Source organism: Haladaptatus sp. CMSO5, from assembly GCF_036689885.1.
Classification (GTDB): Archaea; Halobacteriota; Halobacteria; order Halobacteriales; family Halococcaceae; genus QDMS2.
On record NZ_JBAHVW010000001.1, the window covers coordinates 1,152,990 to 1,166,101 of the forward strand.

The window sequence follows — 13,112 nt, forward strand, 5'->3', positions numbered from 1 at the left end:
GAATTTGAAATCTCGTTCAACTATCGCCCACATATTATGTGGTAATGTCAACATTATCTCCGGTGGCTGAATATTCTTATATACTAGTGTGATAACCTCACAACTCACACGAGAAAAAGTAACACATGACTTCTGACTCATCACGGTGGGAGCCAATCCGCACCGCCGGGCGCTGGTCTGCACACCTGCGGACCCACGGAACCGTTTTCGCAATCGTCGTCGTCGCAGAACTCATCGGAACACAGGTCTTCCCCCTCGGACCGGGGCAGGTCGTTTTACTCCCGATGCTGTTCGCCGTCATCTTCGGCATTCTGCTCAGCTACAGCGTGCTCGGTAAAGTCGTCGAGCCGCTTCGCAACGTCGTTTCGAAGGACGTGAGCAAGATTGCCTCGCCGCTGCTCATCATCGCGCTCATGCCACTCGGCGTGAAGTACGGCTCACTCGTCGCCCCTGCCTTCTACAGCCTCGTCGAAGCAGGCCCGGCGTTCGTCCTCCAAGAGTTCGGCAACCTCGCCACGATTCTGTTCGCGCTGCCACTCGCCCTCGCGCTCGGACTGAAGCGCGAAGCAATTGGTGGGGCAGTGAGCATCGCTCGGGAGCCGACCCTCGGCGTCATCACCGACAAGTACGGAATCGACTCGGCTGAGGGCCGTGGCGTTCTCGGTACCTACATGACCGGAACCGTCCTCGGGACCGTCTTCTTCGGCATCCTCGGCGGGTTCGCCCCCGCAACGGGCCTGCACCCACTGTCGCTGTCGATGGCCTGTGGGATGGGGTCTGCGAGCATGATGACGGCGTGTTCGTCGTCACTCGCAAACGTCGTCACGACCGTCCCCAAAGAGGACATCCTCGCATTTGCAAGCACGAGCAACCTGCTGACCGGCATCACGGGCCTGTACATGGTGCTGTTCATCGGTCTGCCGGTCATCAACCGACTCTATGCGAAACTCGCTCCGCTGTTCGGAGGTGACGACTGATGGAAACCTCAGAGTTCACCACAGAATCGCTGAAAATGTTGCTCGTCATTGGTTTCCTTACGCTCACGGCGAACACCATCGCCACGGACACCGGCCCGATTGCGGCCCTCCCGGGAATGCTCATCATCATCGCCATCGGCCTCGCCGCACTCTTGCTCGGGCGGGTCGTTCCGCTCGACCTTCCGGCGTTCGCCTACGCCATGATAATCTCGTTCTTGCTGGCGATTCCGTTTTCGCCAGTGCAGGGCGTGTTTCTCGAATACGTAGAACGGATCGGCTTCCTCGCTACGACGACGCCGATTCTCGCCTACGCCGGACTCTCGATTGGTCTGCAGACCGGGCGCATGAAAGAGGTGAGTTGGAAACTCGTCATCGTCGCCGTGTTCGTCTTCTTCGGGACGTTCTTCGGCTCTGCACTCATCGCAGAACTCATCTTGAGCGCACAGGGGATTATCTGACGTGACCGACGCCCTCAAACGGCGCGTCTGTGCCGCTATCGACGACCACCGCGAGGAGATTATTGCACTCGCACAGTCGATTCAAGCCGAACCGGAACTCGGCTTCAAGGAAGTCGAAACCACAAAGAAGGTCGCCGCGGTGTTCGAATCGCTCGATTTAGAGGTGGAGACGGACATCGCCATCACCGGCGCTCGCGCTCGCGCTGGCTCTGGTGAGTTCACCGCCGCGGTGTTCGGCGAGCTCGACGCGCTCGTCAACCCCGAACACCCGCTCGCAGACCCCGAGACCGGCGCGTGTCACGCCTGTGGCCACCACGCGCAGGTGGCGAATCTGGTCGGCACGGCGTTCGGCCTCGTCGCAAGCGACGTGGTAGACGAACTTGACGGCGAAGTCGAGTTCATCGGCGTCCCCGCAGAGGAGTATCTCGACCTTGGCTATCGCCGCGAACTGGTCGAATCCGGTGACATCGAGTTCTTCGGCGGGAAACAGGAACTCATCCGTCGCGGCTATCTCGATGACATCGACATGGCGATGATGATGCACGCGGGCAGCGATGAACCCGACCGCGTCATCACGAGCAACTTCTCGACCAACGGGTTTGTGGGCAAATTCGTCACCTACACCGGGAAAGAAGCCCACGCGGGGGCCGCTCCCGAAGAAGGTATCAACGCGCTCAACGCCGCGATGATTGGGATGAACGCGGTTCACGCCCAGCGTGAGGTGTTCAAAGACGACGACGCCGTGCGCGTCCACCCGATTATCACGAAGGGTGGCGACGGCGTGAACGTCGTCCCGAGCGACGTGCGCATGGAGTCGTATGTTCGGGCGAAAACGGTGGACGCCGTCACGGAGGCAAACGAGACGGTCAACCGGGCGCTCACATCGGGCGCGCTCGCGGTCGGCGGCGACATCGAAATCAACGACTTCCCCGGCTACATGCCGCTTCGAACCGACCAGACTATCGTCTCAGCGTACGACGAAAACGCCCGCGAACTGGTGGGCGAGGATGCGGTCACACCGGGCCGTCCGCACATCACCGGTTCGACGGACATGGGCGACGTGACGCAGATTCTGCCGGGCATCCACCCGTGGACGGGCGGCTTCGAGGGCAGCGTCCACTCTCGGGAGTTCGGCGTCGTAGACGAGGAGATGGCGTACATCCTGCCGGCCAAACTCACCGCCTGCACGCTGGTTGACTTGCTCACCGACACCGAAGCCATGGACACCTTGCGGGCCGAAAAGGCCGAAAAACTCTCGTCCGACGAGTATTTGTCCATGATTCGGTCGATTCGAGCCGACGTCGCCGAATCCTACCGCGACTAATCGACTCTCCGATTTCACTGGTTATTTCCCCGAACCATCTCCAAACCTGTCATGTTTTTTCACAATGTCTGACGTATGTTTATGGGTGTAGAAAGGCGGGTATAAGTATGACTCGCGGCAACCGTGTCGAGGAACTCGAAACGCGCGTGAAAGAACTCCAGGCCTCCGTCTCAGGGCTGACCGACGAACTCATCGAGACCAAAGAGCGTGTCAAAGCGCTCGAAGAGGAGGTACAACCAGAAGACCTGCTCGACCGGAAACTAACCCGAAAAACCGAAGCCGAGGACACCTCCGAAGCCACTAAAGGGCAGGAGAGCGAGGATGCAGACAGCACCGACAAGGAATCGACGCAGACGGACGACATCATCGTCGCATAACACAGCCGACACCGTCGTCACCCAAGATTCCTGGCCGCGTCGCGCGCCAGCTATGCGCGACATCTCGCTGACCTATGCATATCAAAGAAATCGTCCTTGACAACTTCAAAAGCTTCGGGCGCAAGACGCGCATTCCGTTCTACGAGGACTTCACCACGGTCTCTGGCCCGAACGGGTCGGGGAAGTCGAACATCATCGACAGCGTGCTGTTCGCCCTCGGACTCGCCCGAACGCGCGGTATTCGCGCCGAAAAGCTGACCGACCTTATCTACAACCCCGGCGACGACGGCGACGCCCGCGGCGACGAAACCCGCGAAGCCAGCGTCGAAGTCGTCCTCGACAATTCAGAGCGGACGCTCAGCCGTCAACAGGTCGTGAGCGCCGCTGGCACCGAGAACATCGGTGAAGTAGACGACATCTCCATCCGTCGACGAGTGAAGGAGACGCCCGAGAACTACTATTCGTACTACTATCTGAACGGCCGTTCGGTGAACCTTTCTGACATTCAAGGGCTGCTCGCCCAAGCGGGCATCACACCTGAAGGCTACAACGTCGTCATGCAGGGCGACGTGACTGGCATCATCCAGATGACGCCGTACGAACGACGGGGCATCATCGACGAAATCGCCGGTGTGGCCGAGTTCGACGCGAAAAAAGACGCCGCCTTCGAGGAACTCGAAGTCGTCAAAGACCGCATCGCGGAGGCCGAACTCCGCATCGAGGAGAAACAGGCCAGACTCGACCAGCTCAAAGACGAACGCGAGACAGCGCTCGAATACAAGGGCTATCGCGAAGAGAAACAGGAGTACGAAGGCTACCTGAAAGCCGCGGAACTCGAAGACAAGCGCGCGGAGTTAGCGAAAACCGAAAAGCGAATCGAGCGCCACGAAAAGAAGCTCGAATCGCTCCAGTCCGACTTAGACGAAAAGCAGGGCCGTGTGCTTCGCTTAGAGGAAGAACTCGAAACCCTCAACGCCGAAATCGAGACGAAAGGCGAAGACGAGCAACTGCGCATCAAGCGTGAAATCGAGGAGGTCAAAGGCGAAATCGCCCGCCTCGAAGACGCCATTTCGGCGGCAGAAGAGCGGATTCAAGAGGCAGAACAGCGCCGCCGCGAGGCGTTCATCCAAATCGACCGTAAGCAGGAAACGGTCGATGACGTCGAAAGCGAAATCCGCGAGACGAAAGTCGCAAAGGCCTCCGTCGTCGCGGAGATTCAACAACACGAAGCCGACCTCGCAGAGCTACAGGCGGAAATCGACGCGGTTGACACCGAGTACGACGAGGTGAAAGCCGAACTGACCGAGAAACGCGAGGCCTTAGAAGAAGCGAAGACGGCGAAAAATGCCACCCAACGCGAGCAAGACCGATTGCTCGACGAGGCGCGACGGCGCTCGAACGAGCAGGCAGAAAAGCAGGCAGAAATCGAGACCGTCCGCGAGGAGGTTCCCGCGCTCAAAGCCACCGTCCGCGACTTAGAGGACGAACTTGAGAAGGCGAAGAAGAATCGGGAAAACATCTCACAGGTCGTAGACGACCTCAAACAGCAAAAACGCGAGTTGCAAGACGAATTAGACGAGGTCGAACAGCAACTGCGCGCCCGCCAACAGGAGTACGCAGAACTCAACGCACACGCAGACGAGTCCGGCGATTCGTCTTATGGGCGCGCAGTCACGACCATCCTGAACGGGGACCTCGATGGGGTTCACGGCACGGTTGGCCAACTCGGCGGCGTCTCCCAGCAGTACGCGACGGCGTGTGAAACCGCGGCTGGTGGCCGTCTCGCCCACGTCGTCGTTGGTGACGACGGCATCGGTCAGCGGTGTATCGAGTACCTGAAACGCCGGAATGCGGGTCGCGCGACGTTTTTGCCCATCAACAAGATGCACACGCGGCGCTTGCCGAGCGTGCCGAACCACGACGGTGTCGTTGACTTCGCCTACAACCTCGTTGACTTCGACAAAGAGTACGCGGGCATCTTCTCGTACGTCCTTGGCGACACGCTCGTCGTGGACTCCATCGAGACCGCCCGCGACTTGATGGGTGATTTCCGGCTCGTCACGCTCTCTGGCGAACTCGTCGAAAAGAGCGGCGCGATGACCGGTGGGTCGTCCAGTGGCTCGCGCTACTCGTTTTCGAAATCCGGAAAGGGGCAACTCGAACGCGTCGCGGAGAAAATCGCCTCGCTCGAAGACGAGCGCCGCGAGTTGAACGAGGAGATTCGTGGCGTCGAAGAGCGCCTTGACGACGCGCGTGACCGAAAAACGGACGCGACCGACCAAGTCCGGGACATCGAAGCCGACGTAGAGCGCGTCCAAGGTGAACTCGACAGCACGGACGAGCGCATCGAAGCGCTCGAAGCGCGCATCACGGAAATAGAGAGCGAGCGCGAAGACGTAAACGAGGAGATGCAGTCGCTCGAAGCCGACCTGTCGGCCCACGACGAGCGCATCGCGGAGATTGAGTCGGCCATCGCGGAGCTGGAATCGGAACTCGCAGACTCGAAGATTCCACAGCTCACGAACGAGATGGACGAGATTCGCGCGAGCATCGAGGAGTACGAGGCTCAACAGGACAAGTTCGACGCGCGGCTCAACGAACTCGGCTTGGAGAAACAGTATGCAGAGGAGTCCATCGAAGACCTCCACGGCGAAATCGAGTCCGCCCAGAACAAGAAGGCAGACCAGCAAGAGCGGATTGCCGACCTCGAAGGCAAAATCGAAGACCAGCACGCCGTTCTCGAAGAAAAAGAGAGCCAAGTCGAGGACTTAGAGGACGAACTCGCAGACCTCAAAGCAGAGCGCGAGGAACTCAAAGGCGACCTCAAGGCAGCCAAACAGACCCGCGACGAGGCCCGCGAGAAGGTTTCAGGGGTCGAATCCAAACTCGACAGCGCGAAGAGCGCCGCAGACCGCCTCGAATGGGAGGTTGACGAACTCGCCGCGCAGGTGGGTGAGTACGACCCCGAGGAAATTCCAGACCACGACGAGGTCACACGCACCATTGGCCGTTTAGAGCGGAAGATGGAGGCCTTAGAGCCGGTCAACATGCTCGCCATCGACGAGTATGACGAGGTCAAAGACAGCTTAGACGACCTCACTGACAAGAAGGGGACGCTCGTAGACGAACGAGAGGCCATCAACGACCGCATCGAGTCTTACGAATCCTTGAAAAAGGAGACGTTCATGGACGCCTTCTCGGACATCAACGACAACTTCGAGGAGATTTTCGCAAGCCTCTCGCGCGGGTCTGGTACCTTGCATCTCGAAAACGAGGCCGACCCGTTCGACGGCGGTCTGACGATGAAAGCTCAGCCGGGCGACAAGCCAATCCAGCGCCTCGATGCGATGTCCGGCGGCGAGAAGTCGCTGACTGCGCTCGCGTTCATCTTCGCGCTTCAGCGCTACAACCCCGCGCCGTTCTACGCGCTCGACGAGGTGGACGCCTTCTTAGACGCGGTGAACGCCGACCTCGTCGGCGAGATGGTGGACGAGCTCGCGGGCGACGCCCAGTTCGTCGTCGTCTCCCACCGCTCTGCGATGCTCGAACGCTCAGAGCGCGCCATCGGCGTCACGATGCACGACGACAACGTGAGCGTCGTGACTGGTATCGACCTGAGCAGTCAGGAGGTGCCCGCCGATGACTGAAGCCGAACCAAAACCGATCATCGAAGAAGAGGCCCACGAAGAGCCGGTCGAACTGCTCGTACAGTTGGCAGAAGAGGGCGAAATCGAGCCGTGGGACATCGACATCGTTGAGGTCACAGACAAGTTCCTCGCCGCACTCGACGAAGCCGACCTGCGCACCTCGGGACGGGCGTTGTTCTACGCGAGCGTGTTGTTGCGGATGAAATCAGACGCGCTGCTCGAACCGGACGACCCGGAACCCGAAGAGGAGTGGGTCGAGCCGTGGGAAGCCCCGCCCGGTCAGGAACCCGAGTTCGACGGTCCCGACCCCATCGCCGGACTCGAAGCCGAGATGGAGCGCCGTCTCGACCGTAAATCGGTACGCGGCACGCCCCAGACGCTCGACCAACTCGTGCGCGAACTGCGCGAGGCAGAGCGCGGAACGTGGTGGAAAGAGAGTCGCCAGTACGACACCTCGAACTCACCGAAGGGCTTCCGTCGGGGTACGCAGACGCTCGACTATCGGTCGGCCGACGACTTCCGGATGGACGACGAACCGACCGAAGAGGAGGTCACGGGCACGGCCCACACCGAACACATCGAAGAAGTCATCGACGACGTGTGGCTGATGCTCAAAGAACAGTACGAACACGGCCGCACCGAAGTGCTGTTCGAGGAGGTTTCCTCTGCAGGCGGTTCGCGAGTCACGACGTTCCTTGCGCTCTTGTTTATGGCACACCGTGGGCGGGTTCATCTGGAGCAAGAGGACATCTTCGGTGACCTCTGGATTCAGAATCCGTCTGCCGTTTCGACGGCGAGCGATGCGGTGGCGGAGACCGACTGAAGCGGTTTTGTTGTTTTCGGTGTTCTCAGTGTCGAGTGGCGATACAATTATAATGGAAAACCATGTATGGTAATGTGTAGCATGACTCCAACGAAACTTCAGGAACGGCTCAAAGAGACGGAAGGACGGGTTGACCACGACGAACTCCTCCGAGCGCTCACGTACGTGCGACATACCCGTCGGTAATACCCTCTTTACAGCTGTCGAAAAACGCCGTGAGCGACGGCGCTACAGGTAGTCGCCGACGAGCAGTTCGACGCGCTCGCGAGTTGCTGCTGGAATCGCCTCCGCTGGCGTGTTTATCGTGCCTTCGAGCGCCGTGTGCGCGCCACATTCGAAGTCCTCGGGGAGCGTGCGGATGGCTTCCTCGACCGTGCGCTTGATGGCTTCTTGATTCTTTTCTGCGTTCTCTAAGACTTCAGCGAGTGTGACTTCGTGGTCTTTTTTCCACACGTCGTAGTCGGTGACGCCGGCGACGGTGGCGTAGGCGATTTCGGCTTCGCGGGCGAGTTTGGCTTCTGGAATCGAGGTCATCCCAACCACATCCCAGCCCTGTGCGCGATAGAACTCGGATTCTGCGCGCGTCGAGTACTGTGGGCCTTCGATGCAGACGTAAGTGCCGCCCTCTTGGACGTTGGCGTTCGTGACTTCTTTCGCCGCCGCAGAGAGGTGGCTCACGAGTTCGGGGCTGTACGGTTCGGTGATGGGCTGGTGGACGACGATGCCGTCGCCGAAGAAGGTGGATTTCCGGTGTTTCGTCCGGTCGAAAATCTGGTTCGGGACGACGAGCGTGCCCGGGTGCAGGCTCGATTTCAGGCTGCCAACTGCGTTGCTCGCGAGGATGTACTTCACGCCGAGCTTTTTGAACGCGTAGATGTTCGCGCGGTAGGGCAGATGCGTCGGTGAGCGACCGTGTTTCGAGCCGTGGCGCGGGAGGAAGGCGACTTCGCGGCCGGTGTCGCCGAACTCCCCGATGGTGACGGGTGCGCTTGGTTCGCCATACGGCGTCTCGACAACCTCCTCGCGGGTGTTTTCGAGCGGGAGGGCTTCGTAGATTCCACTGCCGCCGATAAAGCCAATCATAGACAAAACTTCTCGACCCCGCCACCTAAGAATTGCGAGACGCTACTCTGTGAGCGTCCACTCGCCCTGCCCGACCGATGTGATGACGCCGCGGCGGTTCATCTCACCGAGGACTTCGTTCAGGCGATTTGGCTGGGCGATTTCCATCTCGATGCGGTCTACTTCGTGGTAGTGTTTGAGGAAGTGGCGGATGTCCTCTTGGGTATAGCTGTCCTGTCCGGCTTTCTCCATCACGCCGCTCGTGAGGTCAATCATGTCCTCGATGAAGTTCCACGGGTAGACGACCCACGCCCACTCTTCGAGTTTTTCGCCAACGAAATCCGGCTCGAACTCGCTCGTCCCGAGCAGTTGGAGGGTTGCGGTGCGGACCTCGCCGGGGTTGCGGTCGCGGACGTATTCGTCTGCGCGCTTGATGGAGCCGCCCGTGTCCGCGATGTCGTCGATGATGAGCACGTCTTTGCCCTCGACGGAGCCTTCCGGCATGGGATAGCGCACTTCGGGGCTGCCCGATTTCTGGGCGGTGCCGACGTAGTGTTCCATCTTGAGGCTCGTGAGGTCGTCAAGCCCGAGGAAGTCACAGATACAGCGCCCGGCGAACCAGCCACCGCGGGCGAGTGCGACGACCACGTCCGGCTCGAAGTTCGCGGCTTTGACCTCGTTGCTGACCTCTCTACAGAGGCCATAGATGTATTCCCAATTCGTGATGGTGCACTTGAATTCGTCCGGCAGGTCGCCCATACTAGATGTTCACCACCACGTCGGAGGTGGCGCGGACAATTAAGTGGTATGAAAGCGCTCAGCGGGGTGCGTGCCAGCGCGAAAAAACGGGGACTCAGACGATAGATCGGCCACCACGAGCGTGGCAGTTCGGGCATTCGACCTTCGCCATGTGTTGTTCGGGCGATTCGAACTCGGTGTCGCATTCGAGACACCGATACGAGTAGGTTTTCTCCTCGCCTCCCGGGACGAGGCCTTTTATCTTGTCTGTGAGGCTCATACGGCTGTCCTCGACAAAATTGCGTGCTGAAATACAATAAAGAAAATGGCCGTTTTTTTGGACTGTCCCCGTCGGAGACTTGATAGGCGGGGCCGCCAACGGGTGAGCTATGGAGACACGCCGCGCGCTACAAGTGGACGCCTTTACCGACGAACCGCTCACGGGTAACGCAGCCGGGGTCGTCCCCGACGCAGACGGTCTTTCTGACGGCCAGATGCAGGCTATCGCCCGCGAGTTCAACCAAAGCGAGACGGCGTTCGTCCTCTCGACGGGAAGCGCAGACCGACGGGTGCGTTATTTCACGCCGAAACAGGAAATCGAGCTCTGTGGCCACGCCACGATTGCGATGCACGCTGCTCTCGCTGAAAACGGCGACCTCGACGTGGGCGACCACACGCTCGAAACGAACGTCGGCGTCCTCGACATAACTGTTGAGGAAGATGACACTGTCTGGATGACTCAGAGCCAACCCGCGATTCGTGAAGTGGACGTAGACCCCGTCGAGGTGGCAGACGCCCTTGGCATCGACCCGGCGGCGCTCACAGACATCGAAGACGAACTGCCAATCGCGCGGGCGACTACCGGCTTGCCGTTTCTCATCGTCCCCGTCACCTTCTTAGAACAGCTCGGACAGGCAGACCCGGACATGGCGGCGGTTGAGCAACTCAGCGAGGAGGTGGACGTGACGGGCCTCTACGCCTTCACGTTCGACGTACTCTCTGCGCAGGCGACGCTCCACGGCCGGATGTTCGCGCCGCGTGCAGGCGTTCCAGAAGACCCCGTGACCGGCACCGCGAGTGGCGCGACGGGCGCGTATCTGCGCCACTTCGGCGCGTTCGATACGATGCCCGACGAAGTGCTGTTCGAGCAGGGGCACTTCATCTCACGGCCGGGTACGGTGCGCGTGCGCGTCGGTGACCAGATTCAGGTTGGTGGGCGCGCCGTAACGTCATTCGACGGGTCGGTCGTGGTTCCCACGCTCGACGAAGACGAGATTCTCGAAGCCTGAATCCTGTCAGTTTATCGCAACTGAGGAGGCGGATTCCGTCTGCGAATTTTGCCCAAACCCGCAGTTCATGCTACGTTATCTCATCCATAAGAGCCGGAACCTTCTTTATCGCACTTAGTCAGCATATGGATGAAGATAATGCCTGTACTCTGGCTGGACGAAATCAGGGCTGATGACCTCGAATTCGTAGGTGGCAAGGGCGCGTCCCTTGGTGAGCTTACGAATGCGGGGCTTCCCGTACCCCCGGGATTCGTCGTAACGGCGGGTACGTACCGAACATTCATCGAAGAAACCGGCATCGACGAGGAGCTGTTCGAAGCAGTTGACGTCGATGCCGATGATTCGAAAGCACTCGCGGAAGCCGCACAGCACGCGAGCGACCTCATCCTCAAGACCGAGATGCCCGACGACCTCCGCGAGGAGATCCTCGACGCATACCGGAATCTTGGAGAGGGAGATTCGTTCGTCGCGGTGCGCTCGTCTGCGACCGCAGAAGACCTGCCTGATGCGAGTTTCGCGGGCCAACAGGAGACCTTCCTCAACATCCGGGAAGACGAACTCCTCGATAAGGTTCGCGAGTGCTGGGCGTCGCTGTTTACCCAGCGGGCGATTTACTACCGGCAACAGCAGGGCTTCGAACACGATGTGGTGAACATCGCGGTCGTCGTCCAGCAGATGGTCGATTCTGAGAAAAGTGGCGTCCTCTTTACGAGCCACCCCTCGACTGGCGACCCGCGCGTCATCATCGAAGCCGCGTGGGGGCTTGGCGAAGCGGTCGTCTCCGGGTCTGTCTCTCCTGACAACTACGTCGTAGACCGCAAATCCGGCGAGGTCGAGGAAGTCACCATCGCGGACAAGAAAATCAAGTGCATCAAAGACCCAGAGACGGGCCACACCATCGAAACGGAAGTCGAAGACGACCTCCGAACGAAGCGCGTCTTGACCGAGAGCGAAATCGAGCGCCTTGTCGAACTCGGTGAAATCGTCGAAGCCCACTACGACACGCCACAAGACGTCGAATGGGCCATCGTCGACGGCGAAGCGTTCATGCTGCAGTCACGCCCCATCACGACCATCTCGAAGGAGGCCGCGAAAGCCAGCACCGACGGCAACGGGACGGCCACACAGAAACACAAAGACAGCGTCATCTTGAACGGGCTCGGGGCCAGCCCCGGAATCGCCAGTGGCAAGGTGCGCATCGTCCGCAAGCTCGACCAGCTCGACAAGGTCGGCGAAGGTGACATCATCGTCGCCGAGATGACGACGCCCGACATGGTGCCTGCGATGAAGCGCGCGGCGGGTATCATCACGGACGAAGGCGGCATGACGAGTCACGCCGCCATCGTTTCGCGCGAACTCGGCGTCCCTGCCGTCGTCGGGACGGGAAGCGCCTCGCGCGAACTCTCTGACGACCAAGTCGTCACCATCGACGGCGACAAGGGCACCATCCGCGAGGGCGGTGCAGCGGACAAGGCACAGGAGCGCGACCCAATCGAGGAAGCCCGACCGAAGACGCCGGTCAAGCCGATGACGGCGACCGAAGTGAAGGTCAACGTCTCCATCCCCGAAGCCGCCCCACGCGCCGCCGCGACGGGTGCAGACGGGGTTGGTCTGCTCCGGCTCGAACACATGATTCTCTCGACGGGCAAGACGCCAGCGCGCTACATCGAAGACCACGGCGAGGACGCCTACGTCCAGGAAATCGTCGAGGGCGTCCGCGGGGTCGCAGACGAGTTCTACCCGCGTCCGGTTCGCGTCCGCACTTTAGACGCTCCGACCGACGAGTTCCGTCAGTTGCAGGGCGGTGAAGACGAGCCGAACGAACACAACCCGATGCTCGGGTATCGTGGCATCCGCCGCAGCTTAGACCGACCTGAGGTGTTCGAACACGAACTCACCGCCTTCCGTCAGCTCTACGAGATGGGCTACGACAACGTCGAAATCATGTTCCCGCTCGTCAACGACGCAGAGGACGTGGTGAAGGCGAAGAACCTGATGGAGGGTGCGGGTATCGACCCACGCAAGCGCACGTGGGGCGTCATGATTGAGACGCCAGCGAGCGCGCTGTGCATCGAGGAACTCGCCCAAGCGGGCATCAAATTCGCCTCCTTCGGGACGAACGACCTCACCCAGTACACGCTCGCAGTTGACCGCAACAACGAGCGAGTCGCAGACCGCTTCGACGAACTCCACCCGGCGGTTCTCAAGCTCATCGGCCAGACCATCGAGACGTGCCGCGACTACGGCGTGAAGACGAGCATCTGCGGGCAGGCCGGTTCGAAGCCACAGATGGTTCGCTTCCTCGTCAACAAGGGTGTCAGTTCCATCAGCGCGAACATCGACGCCGTCCGCGACGTGCAACACGAGGTAAAGCGCGTCGAACAGCAACTCCTGCTCGATTCGGTCCGGTAAGCGAA

At 60.2% G+C, this 13,112-nt stretch carries 11 protein-coding genes; 8 read left to right on the plus strand and 3 right to left on the minus strand.

Annotated elements, in window-relative coordinates; translation table 11 throughout:
- The first annotated feature begins 125 nt into the window (after positions 1-125).
- The 6 genes from V5N12_RS06085 (at position 126) to V5N12_RS06110 (ending at position 7,606) form a co-directional block, all read left to right on the plus strand.
- Positions 126-977: a DUF3100 domain-containing protein gene (locus V5N12_RS06085; protein ID WP_332898261.1), complete on the plus strand. Its 852-nt coding sequence runs from the start codon at positions 126-128 to the stop codon at positions 975-977.
- Positions 977-1,435, plus strand: coding sequence for a hypothetical protein (locus tag V5N12_RS06090; RefSeq protein ID WP_332898262.1), 459 nt, complete (start codon positions 977-979; stop codon positions 1,433-1,435). The genes V5N12_RS06085 and V5N12_RS06090 overlap by 1 nt, the downstream gene beginning before the upstream one ends.
- Position 1,436: 1 nt before the next feature.
- Positions 1,437-2,759 (plus strand): amidohydrolase, encoded by a 1,323-nt coding sequence (locus V5N12_RS06095; RefSeq protein ID WP_332898263.1) that lies wholly within the window; start codon positions 1,437-1,439, stop codon positions 2,757-2,759.
- A 107-nt stretch (positions 2,760-2,866) separates the two neighbouring features.
- Positions 2,867-3,136 carry a DUF7518 family protein gene (locus tag V5N12_RS06100; protein WP_332898264.1) on the plus strand — a complete coding sequence of 90 codons (270 nt, stop codon included), beginning with the start codon at positions 2,867-2,869 and terminating at the stop codon, positions 3,134-3,136.
- Between the two features lie 74 nt (positions 3,137-3,210).
- Positions 3,211-6,783, plus strand: a complete 3,573-nt coding sequence (smc, locus tag V5N12_RS06105) for a chromosome segregation protein SMC (protein ID WP_332898265.1) — start codon at positions 3,211-3,213, stop codon at positions 6,781-6,783.
- Entirely contained in the window at positions 6,776-7,606 is an 831-nt protein-coding gene (locus V5N12_RS06110) for a ScpA family protein (RefSeq protein WP_332898266.1), read from the plus strand. The genes smc and V5N12_RS06110 overlap by 8 nt, the downstream gene beginning before the upstream one ends.
- A gap of 228 nt (positions 7,607-7,834) precedes the next feature.
- On the opposite strand, the gene mtnP is transcribed toward V5N12_RS06110, so the two are convergent.
- The 3 genes from mtnP to V5N12_RS06125 all read right to left on the minus strand — a co-directional run bounded on the left by mtnP (position 7,835) and on the right by V5N12_RS06125 (position 9,686).
- Positions 7,835-8,695, minus strand: coding sequence for an S-methyl-5'-thioadenosine phosphorylase (mtnP, locus tag V5N12_RS06115; RefSeq protein WP_442904927.1), 861 nt, complete (start codon positions 8,693-8,695; stop codon positions 7,835-7,837).
- Between the two features lie 36 nt (positions 8,696-8,731).
- Positions 8,732-9,427 (minus strand): phosphoribosyltransferase, encoded by a 696-nt coding sequence (locus V5N12_RS06120; protein WP_332898268.1) that lies wholly within the window; start codon positions 9,425-9,427, stop codon positions 8,732-8,734.
- Positions 9,428-9,521: 94 nt separating this feature from the next.
- Entirely contained in the window at positions 9,522-9,686 is a 165-nt protein-coding gene (locus V5N12_RS06125) for a hypothetical protein (protein ID WP_332898269.1), read from the minus strand.
- Between the two features lie 109 nt (positions 9,687-9,795).
- Between V5N12_RS06125 and V5N12_RS06130 the strand changes: the two genes are divergently transcribed.
- Both V5N12_RS06130 and ppsA read left to right on the plus strand, forming a co-directional pair.
- Entirely contained in the window at positions 9,796-10,695 is a 900-nt protein-coding gene (locus V5N12_RS06130; RefSeq protein WP_332898270.1) for a PhzF family phenazine biosynthesis protein, read from the plus strand.
- A 138-nt stretch (positions 10,696-10,833) separates the two neighbouring features.
- A complete protein-coding gene (ppsA, locus tag V5N12_RS06135) occupies positions 10,834-13,107 on the plus strand; it encodes a pyruvate, water dikinase (protein ID WP_332898271.1) in 2,274 nt (757 codons plus the stop codon).
- Positions 13,108-13,112 lie beyond the last annotated feature (5 nt).

Bases quoted from the DNA above. Each gene is read 5' to 3' on its own strand.
- ppsA (WP_332898271.1), top strand. From the start codon at position 10,834: ATGCCTGTACTCTGGCTGGACGAAATCAGGGCTGATGACCTCGAATTC.
- V5N12_RS06125 (WP_332898269.1), bottom strand. From the start codon at position 9,686: ATGAGCCTCACAGACAAGATAAAAGGCCTCGTCCCGGGAGGCGAGGAG.
- V5N12_RS06090 (WP_332898262.1), top strand. From the start codon at position 977: ATGGAAACCTCAGAGTTCACCACAGAATCGCTGAAAATGTTGCTCGTC.
- V5N12_RS06130 (WP_332898270.1), top strand. From the start codon at position 9,796: ATGGAGACACGCCGCGCGCTACAAGTGGACGCCTTTACCGACGAACCG.
- V5N12_RS06085 (WP_332898261.1), top strand. From the start codon at position 126: ATGACTTCTGACTCATCACGGTGGGAGCCAATCCGCACCGCCGGGCGC.
- V5N12_RS06110 (WP_332898266.1), top strand. From the start codon at position 6,776: ATGACTGAAGCCGAACCAAAACCGATCATCGAAGAAGAGGCCCACGAA.
- V5N12_RS06120 (WP_332898268.1), bottom strand. From the start codon at position 9,427: ATGGGCGACCTGCCGGACGAATTCAAGTGCACCATCACGAATTGGGAA.
- V5N12_RS06100 (WP_332898264.1), top strand. From the start codon at position 2,867: ATGACTCGCGGCAACCGTGTCGAGGAACTCGAAACGCGCGTGAAAGAA.
- smc (WP_332898265.1), top strand. From the start codon at position 3,211: ATGCATATCAAAGAAATCGTCCTTGACAACTTCAAAAGCTTCGGGCGC.